This window comes from Agrobacterium salinitolerans (assembly GCF_027498475.1).
In the GTDB taxonomy this organism is placed as follows: Bacteria; Pseudomonadota; Alphaproteobacteria; order Rhizobiales; family Rhizobiaceae; genus Agrobacterium; species Agrobacterium salinitolerans.
Genome location: NZ_JAPZLN010000001.1, coordinates 1,507,281 through 1,529,789, shown reverse-complemented (window position 1 = coordinate 1,529,789; position 22,509 = coordinate 1,507,281). Strand labels below are relative to the sequence as shown.

Annotated in this window: 18 protein-coding genes and 1 pseudogene; 17 read left to right on the top strand and 2 right to left on the bottom strand. The window is 59.4% G+C overall.

Features of this window, described 5'->3' with window-relative positions; translation table 11 throughout:
• The first annotated feature begins 64 nt into the window (after positions 1 to 64).
• From zapE to O9X91_RS07275, 11 genes and pseudogenes are all read left to right on the top strand, one after another.
• On the top strand, positions 65 to 1,228 hold the full coding sequence (gene zapE / locus O9X91_RS07325; RefSeq protein ID WP_142912976.1) for a cell division protein ZapE: 1,164 nt from the start codon (positions 65 to 67) through the stop codon (positions 1,226 to 1,228).
• Between the two features lie 178 nt (positions 1,229 to 1,406).
• Entirely contained in the window at positions 1,407 to 2,369 is a 963-nt protein-coding gene (gene mdh, locus O9X91_RS07320) for a malate dehydrogenase (protein ID WP_003523512.1), read from the top strand.
• 33 nt (positions 2,370 to 2,402) lie between these two features.
• Positions 2,403 to 3,596 (top strand): ADP-forming succinate--CoA ligase subunit beta, encoded by a 1,194-nt coding sequence (sucC, locus tag O9X91_RS07315; RefSeq protein ID WP_004443803.1) that lies wholly within the window; start codon positions 2,403 to 2,405, stop codon positions 3,594 to 3,596.
• A gap of 17 nt (positions 3,597 to 3,613) precedes the next feature.
• Positions 3,614 to 4,516 (top strand): succinate--CoA ligase subunit alpha, encoded by a 903-nt coding sequence (gene sucD / locus O9X91_RS07310; protein ID WP_003492390.1) that lies wholly within the window; start codon positions 3,614 to 3,616, stop codon positions 4,514 to 4,516.
• A 176-nt stretch (positions 4,517 to 4,692) separates the two neighbouring features.
• Positions 4,693 to 7,689 (top strand): 2-oxoglutarate dehydrogenase E1 component, encoded by a 2,997-nt coding sequence (locus tag O9X91_RS07305; RefSeq protein WP_077985511.1) that lies wholly within the window; start codon positions 4,693 to 4,695, stop codon positions 7,687 to 7,689.
• A gap of 53 nt (positions 7,690 to 7,742) precedes the next feature.
• Entirely contained in the window at positions 7,743 to 8,969 is a 1,227-nt protein-coding gene (gene odhB / locus O9X91_RS07300; RefSeq protein ID WP_142912977.1) for a 2-oxoglutarate dehydrogenase complex dihydrolipoyllysine-residue succinyltransferase, read from the top strand.
• A 70-nt stretch (positions 8,970 to 9,039) separates the two neighbouring features.
• On the top strand, positions 9,040 to 9,453 hold the full coding sequence (locus tag O9X91_RS07295) for an MAPEG family protein (RefSeq protein ID WP_077985513.1): 414 nt from the start codon (positions 9,040 to 9,042) through the stop codon (positions 9,451 to 9,453).
• A gap of 12 nt (positions 9,454 to 9,465) precedes the next feature.
• Positions 9,466 to 10,110, top strand: coding sequence for a LysE family translocator (locus tag O9X91_RS07290; RefSeq protein ID WP_269833643.1), 645 nt, complete (start codon positions 9,466 to 9,468; stop codon positions 10,108 to 10,110).
• Positions 10,111 to 10,176: 66 nt separating this feature from the next.
• Positions 10,177 to 11,583 (top strand): dihydrolipoyl dehydrogenase, encoded by a 1,407-nt coding sequence (gene lpdA / locus O9X91_RS07285; RefSeq protein ID WP_137412267.1) that lies wholly within the window; start codon positions 10,177 to 10,179, stop codon positions 11,581 to 11,583.
• 129 nt (positions 11,584 to 11,712) lie between these two features.
• A complete protein-coding gene (locus O9X91_RS07280) occupies positions 11,713 to 12,213 on the top strand; it encodes a cytochrome b (protein ID WP_142912979.1) in 501 nt (166 codons plus the stop codon).
• A 79-nt stretch (positions 12,214 to 12,292) separates the two neighbouring features.
• Positions 12,293 to 12,781, top strand: a pseudogene (locus O9X91_RS07275) (DUF2867 domain-containing protein).
• Here O9X91_RS07275 and O9X91_RS07270 read toward each other — a convergent pair.
• Together O9X91_RS07270 and O9X91_RS07265 are read right to left on the bottom strand one after the other, a co-directional pair.
• The gene (locus tag O9X91_RS07270; RefSeq protein WP_269833642.1) at positions 12,765 to 13,862 is read right to left on the bottom strand and encodes a TraB/GumN family protein; all 1,098 of its coding nucleotides are present in this window, start codon (positions 13,860 to 13,862) and stop codon (positions 12,765 to 12,767) included. The pseudogene O9X91_RS07275 and the gene O9X91_RS07270 overlap by 17 nt on opposite strands.
• 80 nt (positions 13,863 to 13,942) lie before the next feature.
• A complete protein-coding gene (locus tag O9X91_RS07265) occupies positions 13,943 to 14,890 on the bottom strand; it encodes a tyrosine recombinase XerC (protein WP_269833641.1) in 948 nt (315 codons plus the stop codon).
• A gap of 121 nt (positions 14,891 to 15,011) precedes the next feature.
• On the opposite strand from O9X91_RS07265, the gene O9X91_RS07260 reads away from it, so the two are divergent.
• From O9X91_RS07260 to atpD, 6 genes are all read left to right on the top strand, one after another.
• A complete protein-coding gene (locus tag O9X91_RS07260; RefSeq protein WP_191217236.1) occupies positions 15,012 to 17,228 on the top strand; it encodes a primosomal protein N' in 2,217 nt (738 codons plus the stop codon).
• An 80-nt stretch (positions 17,229 to 17,308) separates the two neighbouring features.
• Complete coding sequence (locus O9X91_RS07255; protein ID WP_137412261.1) at positions 17,309 to 17,695, top strand: AGROH133_08824 family phage infection protein; 387 nt, start codon at positions 17,309 to 17,311, stop codon at positions 17,693 to 17,695.
• A gap of 261 nt (positions 17,696 to 17,956) precedes the next feature.
• Positions 17,957 to 18,523, top strand: a complete 567-nt coding sequence (locus tag O9X91_RS07250; RefSeq protein WP_193559319.1) for a F0F1 ATP synthase subunit delta — start codon at positions 17,957 to 17,959, stop codon at positions 18,521 to 18,523.
• A complete protein-coding gene (gene atpA / locus O9X91_RS07245; RefSeq protein ID WP_077985521.1) occupies positions 18,523 to 20,052 on the top strand; it encodes a F0F1 ATP synthase subunit alpha in 1,530 nt (509 codons plus the stop codon). Before O9X91_RS07250 ends, atpA begins: the two co-directional genes overlap by 1 nt.
• 31 nt (positions 20,053 to 20,083) lie before the next feature.
• Positions 20,084 to 20,962 (top strand): F0F1 ATP synthase subunit gamma, encoded by an 879-nt coding sequence (locus O9X91_RS07240; RefSeq protein ID WP_077985522.1) that lies wholly within the window; start codon positions 20,084 to 20,086, stop codon positions 20,960 to 20,962.
• 23 nt (positions 20,963 to 20,985) lie between these two features.
• Complete coding sequence (gene atpD, locus O9X91_RS07235) at positions 20,986 to 22,440, top strand: F0F1 ATP synthase subunit beta (protein WP_063948353.1); 1,455 nt, start codon at positions 20,986 to 20,988, stop codon at positions 22,438 to 22,440.
• The last annotated feature ends 69 nt before the right edge of the window (positions 22,441 to 22,509 follow it).

The following is a 22,509-nucleotide window of genomic DNA, read 5'->3' as shown; positions in this document are numbered from 1 at the left end:
TTCGCTCTAAGCCATTCCATTCGTCGCGGGTGCGGATTTGCGCCCGCGTCCGGGGCGCTTTTTCATGAAGCCATTGCCTGACTATAACCATAGTGTCGTTGAACAGCTCAACGCATTGACGGTAGCTGGCACTTTGCAGGCCGACGCCGCCCAGCTAGGCGTGGCGGCTCATCTCGACCGTATCCTTGCCGATCTGAAAGCGCGCAAGCCCGCCAGAAAAAAAAGTGCGCTTGGCTGGATGTTCGCGCGCAAGTCCGGACCTGCGGCGGCCGTCAAGGGTCTCTATGTCTATGGCAGCGTCGGTCGCGGCAAGACGATGCTGATGGACATGTTCTACGAGATGGCGCCCGTTTCTTCCAAGCGGCGTTGCCATTTTCATGAATTCATGGCGGATGTGCATAATCGTGTGCATGCGCACCGGCAGAAGTTGAAAAATGGCGAAACCAAACAGGCAGACCCCATTCCACCTGTCGCGGCCCAACTTCTGGCGGAAGCGGAGCTCCTTTGCTTCGACGAGTTCACCGTCACGGATATTGCCGATGCAATGATCCTCGCCCGGCTGTTCAGCGAGCTCTTCGCCAATGGCTGCACGTTGGTGACCACCTCCAACGTCGTCCCCGACAATCTTTACAAAGACGGGCTCAATCGCGGCCTGTTCCTGCCTTTCGTCGACTTGCTGAAGAAATATGTTGAGGTGGTAACGCTGGACAGCCCCACCGACTACCGGATGGAGAAGCTGGAAAGCCTTCCGGTCTATGTCACCCCGCTCGACGGTTCGGCGGATCAGGCGATGGACATGGCCTGGCGGCATATGACTGGCGGCCATCTTGTTGCGCCGACCGAGATACCGATGAAGGGGCGTTCCATTCTGGTGCCGCGCGCCAGCGGCAGGGTCGCCCGGTTTTCCTTTTCCGATCTCTGCGAAAAACCGCTTGGGGCTTCGGACTTCCTGGCTATCGCCAATCGTTTCGATACGGTCTTCATCGACCATATCCCGTTCTTGAACGCGGACAAGCGCAACGAGACCAAGCGTTTCATCATCCTCATCGACGCACTTTACGATCACAGCGTCAGGCTTTTTGCCTCCGCTGCCGCCATGCCGGAGGACCTGCTCGGCAAACGCAAGGGGACGGAAGGTTTCGAGTTCGATCGTACCGCCTCGCGTCTGTTTGAGATGCGCAGCGCCGATTATCTGGCGCTTCATCTCGAAAAACGGCAGAAACTTTGACACTTTCGTGACGTATTTTCTTACGTTTACGTAAGAAAATAATGATCTAAACGATTGAAAATACTGATCACAAAAGAATCTGTTGCCAATTTTAGCCAATGGGGCTAATCGAAGTGCGACAATTTGGCTGCCGGTTTGGCGCGGTGAAATTGAATTGAAGCTCAAGAGGAAGCATTCGATGGCTCGCAAAAAAATTGCACTTATTGGTTCTGGCATGATCGGCGGCACGCTGGCGCATCTGGCCAGCCTGAAGGAACTGGGCGATATCGTCCTCTTCGATATTGCCGACGGTATCCCGCAGGGCAAGGGTCTGGATATTGCCCAGTCCGGCCCGGTTGAAGGCTTCAATGCAAAGCTCACCGGTGCTTCCGATTACGCTGCCATCGAAGGCGCTGACGTCTGCATCGTCACCGCAGGTGTTGCCCGCAAGCCGGGCATGAGCCGCGACGATCTTCTCGGCATCAACCTCAAGGTCATGGAACAGGTCGGCGCCGGCATCAAGAAGTACGCGCCGAACGCTTTCGTCATCTGCATCACCAACCCGCTCGACGCCATGGTCTGGGCGCTGCAGAAGTTCTCCGGCCTGCCGAAGAACAAGGTCGTCGGCATGGCCGGCGTTCTCGACAGCGCGCGTTTCCGCCTCTTCCTCGCTGAAGAGTTCAACGTTTCGGTTGAAGACGTTACCGCTTTCGTTCTCGGCGGTCACGGCGACACCATGGTGCCGCTCGCCCGTTACTCCACCGTTGCTGGCGTTCCGCTGACCGACCTCGTCAAGATGGGCTGGCTGACGGCGGAGCGTCTTGAGCAGATCATTCAGCGCACCCGTGACGGCGGTGCGGAAATCGTCGGCCTCTTGAAGACCGGCTCGGCCTATTACGCGCCGGCTGCATCTGCAATCGAAATGGCTGAATCCTACCTCAAGGACAAGAAGCGCGTCCTGCCCGCCGCTGCCCATCTCTCGGGTCAGTATGGCGTCGACGACATGTATGTGGGCGTTCCCACCATCATCGGTGCAGGCGGTATCGAGCGCATCATCGAGATCGAACTCAACAAGGAAGAAGAAGCCGCCTTCCAGAAATCCGTCGGTGCCGTCGCCGGGCTTTGCGAAGCCTGCGTCAACATCGCTCCGTCGCTGAAGTAATAGCCTCAAGCGGCTCCAAACAGGGATTATTCCATGAATATTCACGAATATCAGGCCAAGGCTCTTCTGAAGGGCTACGGCGCGCCGGTTGCTGAAGGCGTGGCCATTCTCAAGGTCGAAGAAGCAGAAGCTGCCGCAAAGCAGCTTCCCGGCCCGCTTTACGTCGTCAAGAGCCAGATCCATGCTGGCGGACGCGGTAAGGGCAAGTTCAAGGAACTCGGCCCGGACGCCAAGGGCGGCGTTCGTCTGGCGAAGTCCATCGAAGAAGTCGTTTCCCACGCCAAGGACATGCTCGGCAACACGCTGGTAACGGCGCAGACGGGCGATGCCGGCAAGCAGGTTAACCGCCTCTATATCGAAGACGGCGCTGATATCGCCCGCGAACTCTACTGCTCGCTGCTGGTAGACCGTTCGGTCGGCCAGGTTGCTTTCGTGGTTTCCACTGAAGGCGGCATGGACATCGAAGCTGTCGCTCACGACACACCTGAGAAAATCCACACCATCGCCATCAACCCTGAAAAGGGCGTTTCCGATGCCGACGTTGCTGCGATCTCCAAGGCGCTTGAACTCGACGGCGTTGCTGCCGAAGACGCCAAGTCGCTCTTCCCGATCCTCTACAAGGCCTTCAGCGAGAAGGACATGGCTCTTCTCGAGATCAACCCGCTGATCGTCATGGAAAATGGCCATCTGCGCGTTCTCGACGCCAAGGTTTCCTTCGATGGCAACGCCATGTTCCGCCATGACGACGTCAAGGCGTTGCGCGACGAGACCGAAGAAGACGCCAAGGAAATCGAAGCCTCCAAGTGGGACCTCGCTTACGTCGCGCTCGACGGCAACATCGGCTGCATGGTCAACGGCGCTGGCCTTGCCATGGCGACGATGGACATCATCAAGCTTTACGGCAAGGAGCCGGCAAACTTCTGCGACGTCGGCGGTGGCGCCGGCAAGGAGAAGGTTGCGGCAGCCTTCAAGATCATCACTGCCGACCCGAAGGTCGAGGGTATCCTCGTCAACATCTTCGGCGGCATCATGAAGTGCGACGTTATCGCCGAAGGCGTCATCGCCGCGGTGAAGGAAGTCGGTTTGCAGGTTCCGCTCGTTGTTCGCCTCGAAGGCACCAACGTCGAACTCGGCAAGAAGCTTCTGAACGAATCGGGCCTTGCGATTACGGCTGCTGACGATCTGGACGACGCAGCCAAGAAGATCGTCGCGGCGATCAACGGCTAATTGAGGGACCGGAAATAATGTCTATTCTCGTTAATAAAGACACCAAGATCCTCGTTCAGGGTCTGACCGGCAAGACCGGCACCTTCCACACCGAACAGGCGCTTGCCTATTACGGCACGCAGATGGTCGGCGGTATCCATCCGAAGAAGGGTGGCGAAACCTGGACCGGTTCCAAGGGCGAAAGCCTGCCGATCTTCGCAACAGTTGCCGAAGCCAAGGAAAAGACCGGTGCAGACGCGTCCGTGATCTATGTTCCGCCGGCAGGCGCAGCAGACGCGATCATCGAAGCCATCGATGCGGAAATTCCGTTCATCACCTGCATCACCGAGGGCATCCCGGTCATGGACATGGTTCGCGTCAAGGCTCGCCTCGACCGTTCGAAGTCCCGCCTGCTCGGCCCGAACTGCCCCGGCATCCTGACGCCGGAAGAATGCAAGATCGGCATCATGCCGGGCTCCATCTTCCGCAAGGGTTCGGTCGGTATCGTTTCGCGATCCGGCACGCTCACCTATGAAGCCGTGTTCCAGACATCGAACGAAGGCCTCGGCCAGACGACGGCTGTCGGCATCGGCGGCGACCCGGTCAAGGGCACCGAGTTCATCGACGTCCTGGAAATGTTCCTCGCTGACGACGCCACGCAGTCGATCATCATGATCGGCGAAATCGGTGGTTCGGCTGAAGAAGATGCGGCACAGTTCCTGATCGACGAAGCCAAGAAGGGCCGCAAGAAGCCGATGGCCGGCTTCATCGCGGGCCGTACGGCTCCGAAGGGTCGCACCATGGGCCACGCCGGCGCTGTCGTTTCGGGCGGCAAGGGCGATGCGGAATCCAAGATCGCAGCCATGGAAGCGGCCGGCATCAAGGTTTCGCCTTCCCCGGCGCGCCTCGGCAAGACGCTGGTTGAAGTCCTCAAGGGCTGAGACCACATGAAACGGTGACGGGCGGCGCGGCCTAAAGCTCGCGCTGCCCGATGCCGCAAGAACGACAGACAGACGGCATACCGCCCCGGCGGCAGACAGCAATAATCAAAGCGGCAGGCCGGTTGAACGGCCCTAACGGCATCGAGGAGGCGGACGGATAAGTCCGCAAGAACACAATGGCAAGGCAAGAAGCGAACGAGCAGTTTCAGATCACGTCGTTTCTGGACGGCGCGAATGCAGCCTATATCGAGCAGCTCTATGCCCGGTACGAAGAGGACCCCTCTTCCGTGTCGCCGGAGTGGCAGAGCTTCTTCAAGGCGTTGTCCGATAATCCGGAAGACGTGAAGAAGGCGGCCAAGGGCGCCTCCTGGAAGCGTGCCAACTGGCCGATCCCGGCAAATGGCGAACTGGTCTCCGCACTCGACGGCAACTGGGCCACGGTCGAAAAGGCCATCGAAAAGAAGGTTCAGGCGAAAGCTGAGGCCAAGAGCGCCGACACCGGCAAGCCGGTCAGCGAAGCCGAAGTGCTGCAGGCGACCCGTGACAGCGTTCGCGCCATCATGATGATCCGCGCTTACCGCATGCGCGGCCACCTGCATGCCAAGCTCGACCCGCTCGGTATTGCCGTTGCCGTCGAGGATTACAACGAGCTTTCGCCGAAGTCCTACGGCTTCGAGGAAAGCGACTACGACCGCAAGATTTTCATCGATAACGTGCTCGGCCTCGAATATGCGACCGTGCGCGAGATGATCGATATTCTGGAGCGCACCTACTGCTCCACCATCGGCGTCGAATTCATGCACATGTCCAGCCCGGAAGAAAAAGGCTGGATTCAGGAGCGTATTGAAGGTCCGGACAAGGGCGTTGCCTTCACGGCCGAAGGCAAGAAGGCCATTCTGTCGAAGCTGGTCGAAGCCGAAGGCTACGAGCAGTTCCTCGACGTGCGTTTCAAGGGCACCAAGCGTTTCGGCCTCGATGGCGGTGAATCGCTCATCCCGGCGCTGGAGCAGATCATCAAGCGCGGCGGCCAGGAAGGTCTGGAAGAAGTCGTTCTCGGCATGGCCCACCGCGGTCGCCTGAACGTTTTGACCAACGTGATGGGCAAGCCGCATCGCGCCGTGTTCCACGAGTTCAAGGGGGGGTCGTTCAAGCCTGACGATGTCGAAGGTTCGGGTGACGTGAAGTACCACCTCGGCGCCTCCTCCGACCGCGAATTCGATGGCAACAAGGTTCACCTGTCGCTGACGGCCAACCCGTCGCACCTTGAGATCGTCAACCCCGTTGTCATGGGCAAGGCCCGCGCCAAGCAGGACCAGCTGGCCAAGGTGTGGGACGGCGACATCATTCCGCTGTCTGAACGCGCCAAGGTGCTGCCGCTCCTGCTGCATGGCGATGCCGCTTTTGCGGGTCAGGGCGTGGTTGCCGAAATTCTCGGCCTTTCCGGTCTGCGCGGTCACCGCGTTGCCGGCACCATGCATTTCATCATCAACAACCAGATCGGCTTTACGACGAACCCGGCCTTCTCCCGTTCGTCGCCCTATCCGTCCGACGTCGCCAAGATGATCGAAGCGCCGATCTTCCACGTCAACGGTGACGATCCGGAAGCGGTTACCTATGCGGCCAAAGTCGCGACCGAATACCGCATGAAGTTCCATAAGCCTGTCGTCATCGACATGTTCTGTTACCGTCGCTTCGGCCATAACGAAGGCGACGAGCCGGCGTTCACGCAGCCGAAGATGTACAAGGTTATCCGTGGTCACAAGACGGTCGCGCGCATTTATGCCGACCGGCTGATTGCGGAAGGCCTGATCAGCGAAGGTGAATTCGAGAAGATGAAGGCCGACTGGCGTGCTCATCTCGAGCAGGAGTTCGAGGCAGGCCAGTCCTACAAGCCGAACAAGGCCGACTGGCTGGATGGCCAGTGGTCCGGCCTGCGCGCTGCCGACAATGCCGATGAGCAGCGTCGCGGCAAGACCGGCGTACCGATGAAGCAGCTCAAGGAAATCGGCAAGAAGCTGTCGACCATTCCGGAAGGCTTCAGCGCCCATCGCACGATCCAGCGCTTTATGGAAAACCGCTCGCAGATGGTCGAGACGGGCGAAGGCATCGACTGGGCAATGGCGGAAGCGCTTGCGTTCGGTTCGCTCGTTGCCGACGGCCACAAGATTCGTCTTTCCGGTCAGGATTGCGAACGCGGCACCTTCTCGCAGCGTCACTCGGTCCTCTACGATCAGGAGACCGAAGAGCGTTATATTCCGCTCGCCAACCTTTCGCCGACGCAGGCCCGTTACGAAGTCATCAACTCGATGCTTTCGGAAGAAGCCGTTCTCGGTTTCGAATACGGCTACTCGCTGGCCCGTCCGAACGCGCTGACCCTTTGGGAAGCCCAGTTCGGTGACTTCGCCAACGGCGCGCAGGTGGTGTTCGACCAGTTCATCTCTTCGGGTGAACGCAAGTGGCTGCGCATGTCCGGTCTCGTCTGCCTTCTGCCGCATGGCTACGAAGGTCAGGGTCCGGAACACTCGTCCGCCCGTCTGGAGCGTTGGCTGCAGATGTGCGCCGAAGACAACATGCAGGTTGCCAACTGCACGACGCCGGCCAACTACTTCCACATCCTGCGCCGCCAGGTGAAGCGCGACTTCCGCAAGCCGCTGATCCTGATGACGCCGAAGTCGCTGCTGCGTCACAAGCGCGCCACCTCTTCGCTGGCCGAGCTTGCAGGCGAGTCCTCCTTCCACCGTCTCCTGTGGGACGATGCGGAAGTCATCAAGGACGGTCCGATCAAGCTGCAGAAGGATTCGAAGATCCGCCGCGTCGTCATGTGCACGGGCAAGGTTTATTACGATCTGCTCGAGGAGCGTGAAAAGCGCGGTATCGACGATATCTACCTACTGCGTGTCGAGCAGCTCTATCCGTTCCCGGCCAAGGCACTCATCAACGAGTTGTCGCGCTTCCGCAATGCGGAGATGGTCTGGTGCCAGGAAGAGCCGAAGAACATGGGTGCGTGGTCGTTCATCGATCCTTACCTGGAATGGGTCCTGGCGCATATCGACGCCAAGTACCAGAAGGTCCGTTACACGGGCCGTCCGGCTGCCGCCTCTCCGGCGACCGGCCTGATGTCCAAGCATCTGGCGCAGCTTGCTGCGTTCCTGGAAGACGCGCTGGGAGAGTGAGAACTCTCCCGCATCGCCCCGCAAAAAAGACACCCGAATAACGGAACTAGATCATGGCCACTGAAATCCGCGTACCAACCCTCGGCGAATCCGTCAGCGAAGCGACCGTCGGCACCTGGTTCAAGAAGGTCGGCGACACCGTCAAGGCCGACGAACCGCTCGTAGAACTGGAAACCGACAAGGTTACCGTCGAAGTTCCGGCACCCGCCTCCGGCGTGCTGACCGAAATCGTTGCGCAGAACGGCGAGACCGTCGGTCTCGACGCGCTTCTCGGCCAGATCGCCGAAGGTGCTGCCGGCGCTGCAACCTCGGCACCGGCTGCCGAACCGGCAAAGCCTGCCGCCGCCGCTGCTCCGGCTCCCGCTGCTTCTGCCGCCAGCGCTATGCCGCCGGCACCTGCCGCTGGCAAGCTGCTGGCTGAAAACAACCTGTCTGCCGATCAGGTCGATGGTTCCGGCAAGCGCGGCCAGGTTCTGAAGGGTGACGTTCTCGCCGCCGTCGCCAAGGGCGTTTCCGCACCTGCCACCGCTCCGGCTCCGGTTGCTGCTGCTCCCCGTCCGGTTTCCGCCGAGCAGGATCAGGTTCGCGAAGAGCGCGTGAAGATGACCCGCCTGCGTCAGACGATCGCCAAGCGTCTCAAGGATGCGCAGAACACCGCCGCCATGCTGACCACCTATAACGAGGTGGACATGAGCGCCGTCATGGACCTGCGCAACCGTTACAAGGACGTGTTCGAGAAGAAGCATGGCGTTAAGCTCGGCTTCATGGGCTTCTTCACCAAGGCCGTGACCCACGCGCTGAAGGAACTGCCCGCCGTCAACGCTGAAATCGACGGTACGGACATCATCTACAAGAACTATTGTCACGTCGGCATGGCCGTCGGCACCGATAAGGGTCTTGTCGTTCCGGTTATCCGCGATGCCGACCAGCTCTCTATCGCCGGCGTTGAAAAGGAACTCGGCCGCCTCGCCAAGGCAGCGCGCGACGGTTCGCTCGGCATGGCCGACATGCAGGGCGGCACCTTCACCATCACCAATGGTGGCGTCTACGGCTCGTTGATGTCCTCGCCGATCCTCAACGCACCGCAGTCGGGCATCCTCGGCATGCACAAGATCCAGGAGCGTCCGGTCGCCATCGGCGGTCAGGTCGTCATCCGTCCGATGATGTATCTCGCGCTCTCCTACGATCACCGTATCGTTGACGGCAAGGAAGCCGTGACCTTCCTCGTTCGCGTCAAGGAAAGCCTCGAAGATCCGGAACGTCTGGTTCTCGATCTCTGATCGCTCTTGCTTTTCGTTTCAGCGGGGCTTCAAGTGAAACCCCGCTGAAAGACCACCCGGGAGAGCAGACGTGCAGCCGACATTTCTTGCCGCTTCGCCTTTTTTACCGCTTATCGGTCTAAGCGTTCTTCTTCTCGTCGTGCATGTCCTGTTGCAGGGGATGACGGCGACCAGAGAACTGGGGCGTGAATGGAATGCCGGTCCGAGAGACGGTGAGCAGAAGCCACAGGGCAAGCTCTCCGGTCGCGCTTCGCGCGCATCTGCCAATTTCCGGGAGACCTATCCGGCTTTTCTGGCACTGGCTTTCGGCGTTATCATGGCGGGTGACCCATCCGGCCTAGCGCTTATTGGTGCCTGGCTCTGGCTGATCTGCCGTGTTGTCTATATCCCGCTTTATCTTACGGGCGTTCCTTATATCCGCTCGTTCGTCTGGCTGGGCTCAATGCTTGGTCTGGCGCTCATGTTTATCGTGCTGATGTTTTGAAGGCGGCTCGTGATGCATCAATATATTGTCGAACTTGCATCCCTGATGGCGATCTTCGCTTTCGCAATCGTATCGCCGGGCGCCGATCTGGCGATGGTCATGCGTCAGGCTATGGTGCATGGGCGCAAACAGGCCATTATCACCAGCTTCGGCGTCGGCACATCCTTGATGTTCCACGTCACCTATACGATCCTCGGACTTGGTCTCATCATTTCCCAGTCGATCTATCTCTTCAACATAGTCAAATGGCTGGGCGTCGCCTATCTGATCTATATCGGCATCAAGGCGCTGCGCGCCGGCAAGACAGAATTGCCGACCGCTGAAGGCGAGGGCGGCGTTCGAGCAAAAAGCACGCAGACCGGGCTGAAGGCCTTCACGCTCGGTTTTGCCGCCAATGCGCTCAATCCAAAACCGGTGTTTTTCTTCCTGTCGATCTTTTCGACGGTGGTTCATGCGCATACGCCGGTTACCATCAAATTCGGATACGGGCTCGTCATGGCAAGCTGCCTTATCCTGTGGTTCGTCGGCGTCAGCCTGTTCATGACAACGCCGCGCATGCGCGCCGCGTTTCAGCGCGCCAGCCAATGGATCGACCGCACCAGCGGTGTTGTCTTCATCGCTCTTGGTATAAAACTCGCAACGGAAAAAGCGGCCTGAGTTTCAGGTCAAATGGAAGCTGGGCAATGATCCGATATCTTGTCCCAATAAAGCAGGAACCAGAACATGGCATATGATGTAGTTGTAATCGGTACGGGTCCCGGCGGTTATGTTTGCGCGGTCAAGGCGGCACAGCTTGGTCTTAAGGTCGCAGTGATCGAAAAGCGCGCGACCTATGGCGGCACCTGCCTCAATGTCGGCTGCATCCCCTCCAAGGCGTTGCTGCACGCGTCCGAAACCTTCGCGCATGTCGCCCATGGTGTCGATACGCTCGGTATCGAAGTTGCCGCGCCGAAGCTGAACCTTGAAAAGATGATGGGCCACAAGGACGGTGTGGTGAAGGCCAATGTCGACGGCGTGTCCTTCCTGTTCAAGAAGAACAAGATCGATGCCTTCCAGGGCATGGGCAAGGTGGTTTCCGCCGGCAAGGTTTCCGTCACCAACGAGAAGGGTGAGAGCCAAGAAATCGAAGCCAAGAACATCGTCATCGCCACCGGTTCCGACGTTGCCGGCATTCCGGGCGTTCAGGTCGATATCGATGAAACCGTCATCGTGTCCTCCACCGGTGCAATCGCCCTTTCCAAGGTTCCGGAAAAGCTGATCGTCGTTGGTGGTGGCGTCATCGGCCTCGAGCTCGGTTCGGTCTGGTCGCGTCTTGGCGCGAAGGTCACCGTCGTTGAATATCTCGACACCATTCTCGGCGGCATGGACAGCGAAGTCTCCAAGCAGGCTCAGCGTCTGCTCGCCAAACAGGGTCTCGATTTCAAGCTCGGTGCCAAGGTGACGGCCGTTGAAAAGACCTCTGCCGGTGCCAAGGTCGTATTCGAGCCGGTCAAGGGCGGCGCTGCTGAAACGCTGGAAGCTGATGTCGTCCTGATTTCCACCGGCCGCAAGCCCTATACCGAAGGTCTCGGCCTCGCGGAAGCCGGCGTCGTGCTGGACAGTCGCGGTCGTGTCGAAATCGACGGCCACTTCAAGACCAATGTCGATGGCATCTATGCAATCGGTGACGTGGTGAAAGGCCCGATGCTGGCACACAAGGCGGAAGATGAGGGCGTTGCTCTTGCGGAAATTCTCGCCGGCCAGCACGGCCATGTGAATTATGACGTCATTCCGGCCGTGGTCTATACGCAGCCGGAAGTCGCTTCCGTCGGCAAGACCGAAGAAGAACTGAAGGCCGCTGGCGTCGCCTACAAGGTCGGCAAGTTCCCCTTCACCGCCAATGGCCGCGCCCGCGCCATGCAGGTGACGGATGGCTTCGTGAAGATCCTTGCCGACAAGGAAACCGACCGGGTTCTCGGCGGCCATATCGTTGGTTTCGGCGCTGGTGAGATGATCCATGAGATTACCGTGCTGATGGAATTCGGCGGTTCTTCGGAAGATCTCGGCCGCACCTGCCATGCGCATCCGACCATGTCGGAAGCCGTGAAGGAAGCGGCGCTGGCGACCTTCTTCAAGCCGATCCACATGTGATCGGTTTTTGGAGCCCGTTGCTCCATCATTAAATTTCAGTCATCTGCCAAACCCCGGCTTGCCATGCAGGCCGGGGTTTTCCATACTGCGCGCCGCAGCCTGTCTAACCTTTTGATAAAAGGCAATAAAATGGCGTTTCGTAGTCAAGTTTCCTTCACTATGCCGCAGCGTATCATTCATTGGTCGATGGCGCTTCTGATCTTCTTCAACCTGTTGTTTCCCGATGGCATGGAGCACGCCTACCGGCTGATGCGGCGGGGTGAGACGTTGACACCGGATCAGATTTCTTCGGCCAATATTCATGCCTATGTCGGCTTTGCCATTCTGTTGCTTGCGGTACTGCGTCTCTGTCTTCGCTTTTTCCAAGGCGTGCCGCCGCATCCGGCTGAAGAACCGCGTGTGTCGCAGATTGCCGCCAAGGTGGCTCATTTCACCTTCTATGTCCTGTTCTTCATTCTGCCGCTTTCCGGCATCGCTGCTTATTACTTCGGTATCGCAACGGCAGGAGAGTTGCATTCCGGTCCCTTCAAGGCTGTGATGTGGGTGCTGATTGCCGGCCATGTCGCCGCCGTTCTGGTTCACCAGCTCTACTGGCGTACCAATATTCTCAAGCGCATGACACACGGTTGAGCGGCGGTTTGTCACGTTTTCGGTTCGCCGGAAAAAGACGATGGTGGCCCTCGCCGCAACGGGCGGCTGGGGGACAGAGATGCGAAACAGCGAAGACATATTGCCGGGCGCCGATTGGTGTGATCGCTTTCAGGGCGAGATGATGAGGACGGGCATAACGTCGCTCGATGTGAGCAGACTGCTTCTCGATCATCCTCCGCCGTGGATCCGCAGCCTAATGGCGCTTCGAAACCGCGTGGTAGCGCTTTTCGGATTGAGAATGGTAGAAATTGCGGCTGGCACATCGGCAGGCGGTTTTCCCGTCCTGTCATCCACGCCACAGCGGACTGTGCTCGGCTTCGACGACCGCCATCTCGATTTCCGGATCGTCGTCGATCTCGAAGAGAAGGAAAACCGCTAGCTGGTGAGTGTCACCACCATCGTCAGGCGCAAGAACCTGTTCGGGCGGCTTTATCTTCTTGTCGTGGGACCGTTTCACCGCCGCATCGTGCCGGCGACGATGCGGCCGTTCTGCGCCAATGTCCGGCCCGTCAGCATCGGGAATGAGCCGGTCAATCGACCCGCGTGAGGGTGAAGCCTTCCGCGCGCAGCAATTCGACAAGACCTTCCTCGCCCGGCAGATGCAGTGCGCCAACGGCCATGAAAACATTGCCCCTGGCAAGTTCTGGTGTGGCCCGCTCCGCCATGACATGGTTGCGGTCGGTGATGATGCGCTGTTCGAAGGCGGCGTAGCCCTGTTCGCTTTCGGCCGCTGCCTTTTTGGGGTCCAGGCTTTTCAGCATGGGCATGGTCATGCCGATATCGCCGGCGACGTATAGATCGGTCATAGTTGTCATGATGTCATCCATCCGATCGCCCAGTTCGAGCGTTTCGATCAGCGCCTGAAGATGAAATTCCATCGGCAGCTCCGACATCGCCGTCAGCTGCTCCACCATGGTCTCCAGCCCGACAAGGTGTTTTCCGTCCGCAATGGCATCTTCGGCCAGCTTCTTGTCGAGAAAGGAAAGGCCAGTGGCCTTACGGGCGAATTCACAGGCGGGAAGGGCGACGAAGCTCGAAAGCATCCACGGCTTCATGCGCGAAACGGCGTTCAGCGGAATGCCGCGTTCCTTGAGACCCTTTTCCAGACGCGTGACATTTTCCGGTGAGAGGATATCGGTGATCGATTTGCCATCCAGAAACATGGTGAGTTCAGGCTTGCTCAGCAGCGAGGCGGCGACCTTCTTGTCATCGACGATTTCGTCCGATTCCACGATGACCGTCGCGGCTTTTTCGAAGGCCGGGCTGGCAGCGGTTGGCATTTCCAGAACACGCGGATCGGTGACATGCATGGTGCCGAGAAGATAGGACGTGGGCGTTCCGGCCTTTTCGATGCGCCAGAAATTGCCCTTGCCGTTCGGGATAGCGGTCGCTTCCTGTTCGATCTTTGCGAAGGCTTGTGGATCGGTCTTGCGCATTTCCACGAGAATGTCGTTGCCGGTGCAGGCGATCTGCTGCTGCGCGGCTTCCGCTTGCCCCAAGGAAAGCAAAGTCATGAGCAGGATTGCGACGGCGGCGACATGCAGGGCGGCAAGCAGCCACATCAGGGCGTCGCCGGTCTTGCCCATCAGGGTTGCGGTGAAGTTTTGCGGTTTTATCAGGCTATTCATCGGTTCAATCCGGTTGTCGTTCGCTTATAGAACGGCGGCTTGGATGTCTGGTTAATGGTTATGGTTAACCATTTCGTGCTTCATGCGCGCGGATGGGCGTTGTCGTAGATTTCCAGCAGCCTCGCGGTGTCGACGCCGGTATAGACTTGTGTGGTGGACAGGCTCGCATGGCCCAGCAGTTCCTGAATGGTGCGAAGGTCGCCGCCGCCGGCGAGAAGGTGCGTGGCGAAGGAGTGGCGTAGCGCATGCGGTGTGGCGTTTTCCGGCAGGCCGAAAGCACCCCGCAGCTTCTGCATTTCCCGCTGGATGATGGCGGGTTGCAGCTTGCCGCCGCGCGCGCCGAGGAAGAGGGGTTCATCCGACGAGAGGGCATAGGGGCAAAGCGTCCTGTAGGTATCGACTGCTTCCGTCACCACTGCCAGCAGGGGCACAATCCGCGTCTTGTTGCCTTTGCCGGTAATGCGCAGGCTGCGGGCGCCGGACGGGAAATCGGCCGGGGTAAGACCAAGCGCCTCGGAAATGCGCAGACCGCAGCCATAAAGCAGTGAAAGGACCGCTGCGTTGCGGGCGGCGATCCATGGTTCGTCGTTCAGTTGCGCTTCACTCGTGGTGATTTTCAGCGCCTGCCGGTCGGTCAGCGGTTTCGGTAGCGATTTCGGCTGTTTTGGCGCGCGCATGGCAGTGGCACCGGCGGCATTCACCAGGCCTTTTTTCTGCAGGTACTGAAGCAGGGAGCGCAAGCCTGCCAGATGCCGGCCGAGCGAACGGGCGCCGGCACCTTCCTTGCGCCGGTTGGCCAGAAAGGCGCGCAGATCGACAGGGCGCAGATCGGCTATATCCGTGACCGCAGCGGGTTTGCCGATATAGCCGGTGAGAAAGGTCAGGAACTGGCGCGTGTCGCGCTCATAGGCCTCGACGGTGTTGTCGGAAAGGCGGCGTTCGCCGGCAAGGGCGGCGAGCCAGGACTGGCGTTCATTCAGGAGATCGGGTTCGGCAAATGTCAGGATTTCGGTCACGCGGCGCTCCATTCCATGCCCCGAAACTATGCGCTTATGGTCAGCATTTGGTTAAGAGGTGGACTTTGCAAGGCGCGCCCACTACATCCGGGCGGTTTCCTTTTTCCTGTCGTCGGGGCATGGTCGCCACATCATGGCAAAAGATTCGTCCGATCTGTTTGGGGCTCTGTTCGACCCGCCGTCGCCCACGCGCACGGTGCCCGTTCTCGTGCCCATGCCGGCGCCCGGGCCATACAGCTACTCTGTGCCTGAGGATATGGTGGTGGAGACGGGTTCCGTCGTGCAGGTGCCGCTCGGTCCCCGGCAGGTCTTCGGCGTGGTGTGGGACGATGCGGGCGAGAAGGGCGTCGATCCGAAGAAGCTGCGGCCCATCACCAAGAGTTTCGAGTGCCCGCCGCTGAAGGCGGAAATGCGCCGCTTCGTGGACTGGGTTGCCGCCTATACGCTGTCTCCGCCCGGCCTCGTGGCGCGCATGGCGCTGCGCGCCCCTGCCGCCTTCGATCCCGAACCGATGATCGAGGGGCTGCGGCTGACGGAGGGTCGGCCGGAGCGCCTCACCCCCGCCCGTGAGCGGGTGATGGAACTGGCGGCGGAAGGGCATGGCTGGACGAAGAGCGGGCTTGCCCATGCCGCCGGCGTCTCAACCAGCGTCATCGACGGTCTCGTGAAGCAGGGCGTGTTCGAGACGGTGTTTCTGCCCGCGCCGCCTGTGGTGGCTGAACCCGATCCAGACTATGTCGAGCCGCGCCTGGAAGGCCCACAGAAACAGGCCGCCTCGGAGATACTGGAAGATGTGCGCAAGGGCGGTTTTCATGTCTCGCTGATCGACGGTGTGACGGGGTCAGGCAAGACCGAGGTTTATTTCGAGGCGGTGGCCGAGACGCTCCGTCAGGGCAGGCAGGTTCTCATCCTGCTGCCCGAAATCGCGTTGACGGCGGCGTTTCTGGAGCGTTTTCAGGATCGTTTCGGCGCGAAACCGGCGGAATGGCATTCGGACTTGTCGCCGCGTATGCGCGAGAAGGTCTGGCGGCAGGCCGTCACTGGTGAAGTTAAGGTGGTGGCTGGGGCACGTTCGGCGCTTTTCCTGCCGTTCGACAATCTCGGTCTCATCATTGTCGATGAAGAGCACGACCCCGCTTACAAGCAGGAAGATCGTGTCTTTTATAATGCCCGCGACATGGCGGTGGTAAGGGCGCGGATCGCGGAATTCCCGGTGGTGTTGGTGTCTGCCACACCGTCGGTCGAAAGCCAGGTCAATGGTAGTTCCGGGCGTTATAACACCATTCACCTGCATACACGTTTCGGCGATGCAGCGATGCCGGACCTGCATCTTGTCGATATGCGCCGCCACCCGCCCGAGCGGGGAGGGTTTCTCTCACCCGTCCTGCTGCGCGGGATCGGCAAGACCATCGAAAAGGGCGAGCAGGCGCTGCTCTTCCTCAATCGCCGCGGTTATGCGCCGCTCACGCTCTGCCGCGTCTGCGGTCACCGTTTCCAGTGCCCGCAATGTTCCAGCTGGCTGGTGGAGCACCGGTTTCGCAATCAATTGCAGTGCCATCAGTGCGGCCATAATGAGCCAACGCCCGATCATTGCCCGGAATGCGGCACCTTCGATCATCTGGTGGCCTGCGGCCCCGGCGTGGAGCGCATTGCCGAGGAGGTGGAGAAACATTTCCCTGAGGCCCGCACCATCGTGCTCTCCTCCGATCTCATGGGCGTCAAGCGGTTGCGGCTGGAGCTGGAGGCGATCGTCAAAGGGGAGGCGGATATCGTCATCGGCACGCAGCTGGTCGCCAAGGGACATAATTTTCCGCTGATGACGCTTGTCGGCATTGTCGATGCCGATCTCGGCCTTGCCAATGGCGATCCGCGCGCGGCGGAGCGAACCTTCCAGCTGCTTTCGCAGGTGACGGGACGTGCCGGGCGCACAGGGTTGAAGAGCCATGGCTTGCTGCAAACCTATCAGCCGCAGCATCCGGTCATGCAGGCCATCGTTTCGGGTGATGCTTCGGCTTTCTATGAAAGAGAGATCGTGGAGCGGGAAAAGGCTGTCCTGCCCCCCTTCGGACGCCTTGCCTCCATCATCGTTTCCGCCGATACGCGTGCAGAGGCCGAAACCCATGCACGGGGTTTAAGGGCCGCCGCGCCGCAAGTTACGGGCATCATGCTGCTCGGCCCGGCGGAAGCGCCGCTGGCTCTCATCCGCGGACGCCACCGTTTCCGCCTCCTCGTGCACGGGCGTCGCAATTCCGACATGCAGTCTTTTCTGCGAACGCTTCTGACCAATGGCCCGAAAGAGCGCGGCAGCGTGCATGTGCAGCTCGATATCGACCCGCAAAGTTTCCTTTGAAACTCGCCGACGGGGCGTTTTCCCGTTGTCATGACCGTGTCATAACGCAGCAGGCAATCAAAGATGATTTGGGGAACGAGATGGAGTTTTATTTTCCCGCCGAGTTCGGCGAGCAGCTGGCCTTCGGAGCGGCAGTAGTTTCGGCCATGATGGGCCTTTTTTTTATGTTTGCACCGGGTATTACGCTGCGTGCCTTCGGGCTGCAGCCAGCGGGTGAGCGCCGCGATGGTTATACGCTCGCGCGCTCGTCGCTTGCCGGGTTCTATCTCGGTCTCGGCGCCGCCGCCCTGCTTCTCGCGCAGCCCATGGTCTATCTCGCCTTTGGTGCGGCTTTCGGCCTCAGTGTCTTTGGCGGCATTCTCTCCATACTCTCCGATGGCGGCGCAACCATGCGGAATTTCATACTTCTGGTTGTGCACTTTCTGCTCGCTGCGCTGTCGTTGAGCTACGTCTTCGGGCTGGTCTGAGGCGGGCTTTTTGGCTTTTGTGCCGCAGATGCGCCGCATCCTGAGCGAAATCGGAAAATTTAAACGCATTCCCCCTTGCCCAAACGGCGCTTTCCGCTATTACGCGTGTTGCGAGTCCCGGCGTCCTATGCTAGACGGACCGCGAAATTGGGAAAAGGCAGGGGGGAATTCCGGTCTTTTTCGGGGAAATTGAAACGATTTCAAGAATTTGATGCGGTGGAGCCCCATCGCTGATGGTCTTGGACGATTAGCAGGGAAAAAGTGCCCGTGGCAGACACCTCCCATGGAACATCCGGTGTAGCGGAAAGGTATGCGTCGTCGCTTTTCGAGCTTGCTTTGGAAGCGGGTGCGGTCGAAGCGGTTCAGGCCGAGCTGGACAAGTTCGGCGCACTTCTCGACGAAAGCGACGATTTGAAGCGTCTGGTTGCGAGCCCGGTGTTTTCCGCCGAGGATCAGTTCAAGGCAATCACCGCTATCTGCGAAAAGGCCGGTATCTCCGGTCTCGCTCTGAATTTCCTCAAGGTTGTTGCGAATAATCGCCGTCTCTTCGCTGTTCCCGGCATGATCCGCGCCTACCGCACCATCGCTGCCGCCCATCGCGGCGAAATCACCGCCGAGGTCATCTCGGCACATGCGCTCGACGAGGCGCAGGAAACTGAACTGAAAGCGGCGCTGAAGAGCGTTACCGGCAAGGATGTGACGATTTCCGTTACCGTCGACCCGTCGATCCTCGGTGGTCTGATCGTCAAGGTCGGCTCCCGCCAGATCGATACGTCTCTTCGCACCAAACTTTCCACCCTTAAGCTTGCACTGAAAGAGGTTGGCTGATGGATATCCGCGCCGCGGAAATTTCCGCAATTCTGAAAGATCAAATCAAAAATTTCGGCAATGAGGCGGAAGTCTCGGAAGTCGGCCAGGTGCTTTCCGTCGGTGACGGTATTGCTCGCGTTTACGGTCTCGACAATGTTCAGGCCGGCGAAATGGTCGAGTTTCCGGGCGGCATCCGCGGCATGGCGCTCAACCTCGAAGCCGACAATGTCGGCGTGGTTATCTTCGGTTCCGACCGTGACATCAAGGAAGGCGACACCGTAAAGCGGACTGGCGCTATCGTTGACGTTCCCGTCGGTCCGGAACTGCTCGGCCGCGTCGTTGACGCGCTCGGTAATCCGATCGACGGTAAGGGCCCGATCAATGCCGCCAAGCGTTCGCGCGTTGACGTCAAGGCTCCCGGCATCATTCCGCGCAAGTCGGTTCATGAGCCGATGTCGACCGGCCTCAAGGCCATCGACGCGCTCATCCCGGTTGGTCGCGGCCAGCGCGAACTCGTCATCGGCGACCGCCAGACCGGCAAGACCGCCATCATTCTCGACACGATCCTGAACCAGAAGGCCATTCACGACAATGGCCCTGACGGCGACAAGCTTTATTGCGTCTACGTCGCTATCGGTCAGAAGCGTTCGACCGTTGCCCAGTTCGTCAAGGTTCTGGAAGAGCGCGGCGCGCTGCAGTACTCGATCATCGTCGCCGCCACGGCTTCCGATCCGGCTCCGATGCAGTATCTGGCACCGTTTGCCGGTTGCGCCATGGGCGAGTACTTCCGTGACAACGGCAAGCATGCTCTCATCGGTTACGACGACCTTTCCAAGCAGGCTGTTGCTTACCGTCAGATGTCGCTGCTGCTGCGCCGTCCTCCGGGCCGCGAAGCTTATCCGGGCGACGTTTTCTACCTCCACTCCCGTCTTCTCGAGCGCGCTGCGAAGCTCTCCGACGAAATGGGCGCTGGCTCGCTGACGGCTCTGCCGGTCATCGAAACCCAGGGTAACGACGTTTCGGCGTTCATTCCGACCAACGTGATCTCGATCACCGACGGCCAGATCTTCCTTGAAACCGACCTGTTCTATCAGGGTATCCGCCCGGCTGTTAACGTCGGTCTGTCGGTTTCGCGCGTTGGCTCTGCCGCCCAGATCAAGGCGATGAAGCAGGTTGCCGGTTCGATCAAGGGTGAACTCGCCCAGTATCGCGAAATGGCAGCCTTCGCCCAGTTCGGTTCGGACCTCGATGCTTCGACGCAGCGCCTGCTGAACCGCGGTGCACGCCTGACCGAACTTCTGAAGCAGCCGCAGTTCTCTCCGCTCAAGACGGAAGAACAGGTTGCGGTGATCTTTGCCGGCGTCAACGGTTACCTTGACAAGGTTGCAGTCGCGCAGGTCGGCAAGTTCGAGCAGGGTCTGCTCTCCTACCTCCGGTCGGAAGGCAAGGCGATCCTCGACACCATCCGCACGGAAAAGGCTATCAGCGACGATACCAAGGGCAAGCTCAAGGGCGCTCTTGATAACTTCGCCAAGTCTTTCTCTTAAATCAGGGCTCTTTTACTCGGACGGATAACGGATGCCTTCACTAAAGGATCTGAAAAACCGCATTGCCTCCGTAAAGGCGACGCAGAAGATTACCAAGGCGATGAAAATGGTCGCCGCGGCGAAGCTTCGGCGCGCCCAGGAAGCTGCGGAGGCCGCCCGGCCTTATTCTCAGCGCATGAGCGCCGTTCTTGCCAACATCGCGAATGCGGTCGAGGCGGACGTTGCTCCGGCGCTGATGACCGGCACCGGCAAAGACGATGTGCATCTGCTCGTCGTCTGCACGGCTGAGCGTGGTCTTTGCGGCGGTTTCAACTCGCAAATCGCCCGTTTTGCCCGCGATCACGCCCGCAAGCTGATTTCGGAAGGCAAGACGGTCAAGATCATCACGGTTGGCAAAAAGGGGTACGACGCCCTGCGTCGCGAATTTGCAGCCAACGTCATCGAGCGCATCGAACTGCGCGACGTGAAGAAGGTCGGTTTTGAAAATGCCGACCAGATCGCCAAGAAGGTGATCTCGCTCTTCAACGCCGGTGAGTTCGACGTCTGCACGCTGATCTATTCGGAATTCAAGTCCGTCATCAGCCAGATCCCGACCGGCCTGCAGCTCATTCCCGCCGCAACGCCTGTTGTGGAAGAGGATGCCGCGACGCAGAGCGCCGTCTATGAATATGAGCCGGATGCGGCTTCTATTCTGGAAGACCTTATTCCGCGCAACATTTCGGTTCAGGTTTTCCGGGCTCTGCTCGAAAACGTTGCCGGTGAAATGGGCGCCAAGATGAGCGCGATGGATAACGCAACGCGCAATGCCGGTGAGATGATCAACAAGCTGACGCTTTCCTACAACCGTCAGCGTCAGGCTCAGATCACCAAGGAACTCATTGAAATCATTTCGGGCGCGGAAGCGCTCTGAGGTAAGGAAAGAGGGTAAGGATAATGGCTAAGGCAGCTACCCCCAAGAAAACCGCAGCGGTGAACGGCGCGGGCAAGGTTACCCAGGTTATCGGCGCTGTTGTCGACGTGGCGTTCGAAGGCGAACTGCCTCCGATCCTGAACGCGCTCGAAACCGAGAACAACGGCAACCGCCTGGTTCTCGAAGTCGCGCAGCACCTCGGTGAAAACGTCGTTCGCACGATCGCCATGGACTCGACCGAAGGTCTTGTTCGCGGCCAGAGCGTTTCGAACACAGGCGCTCCGATCTCGGTTCCGGTTGGTCCGGAAACACTCGGCCGCATCATGAACGTCATCGGTGAGCCGGTTGACGAAGCTGGTCCGATCGTGACCGCTTCCAAGCGCGCTATCCACCAGGACGCCCCTGCTTACGTCGAGCAGTCGACCGAAGCACAGATCCTCGTCACCGGCATCAAGGTGGTCGACCTTCTGGCTCCTTACGCCAAGGGCGGTAAGATCGGCCTGTTCGGCGGCGCCGGCGTTGGCAAGACCGTTCTCATCATGGAACTTATCAACAACGTTGCTAAGGCACACGGCGGTTATTCCGTATTCGCCGGCGTTGGTGAGCGTACCCGTGAAGGTAACGACCTCTACCACGAAATGATTGAGTCCAACGTCAACAAGCTTGGCGGCGGCGAAGGTTCCAAGGCAGCTCTCGTTTACGGCCAGATGAACGAACCGCCGGGCGCCCGCGCTCGCGTCGCTCTGACCGGTCTGACGATCGCTGAGAACTTCCGTGATGAAGGTCAGGACGTTCTGTTCTTCGTGGACAACATCTTCCGCTTCACGCAGGCTGGTTCGGAAGTGTCGGCTCTTCTCGGCCGTATTCCTTCGGCCGTTGGTTATCAGCCGACGCTCGCAACCGACATGGGTCAGATGCAGGAACGCATCACAACCACGACCAAGGGTTCGATCACCTCGGTTCAGGCTATTTACGTCCCCGCCGACGACTTGACCGACCCGGCTCCGGCCACCTCGTTCGCCCACCTGGACGCAACGACGGTTCTGTCTCGTTCGATCGCTGAAAAGGGCATCTACCCGGCCGTTGACCCGCTCGACTCCACCTCGCGCATGCTGGACCCAATGATCGTCGGCGAAGAGCACTATGAAGTGGCCCGTAAGGTTCAGTCGACCCTGCAGCGCTACAAGTCTCTTCAGGACATCATCGCCATCCTCGGCATGGATGAACTGTCGGAAGAAGACAAGCTGACGGTTGCCCGCGCCCGCAAGATCGAGCGCTTCCTGTCGCAGCCGTTCTTCGTTGCTGAAGTCTTCACCGGTTCTCCGGGCAAGCTGGTTGCTCTCGAAGACACGATCAAGGGCTTCAAGGGCCTCGTCAACGGCGAATACGACAATCTGCCGGAAGCTGCCTTCTACATGGTCGGTTCGATGGAAGAAGCCATCGAAAAGGCAAAGAAGCTGGCTGGCGAAGCTGCATAATAATGAATTGGCGGGCGCGTGGTTTAACCGCGCGCCTTCCAGCCAATGACGGCGAAACCGGAACGGCTT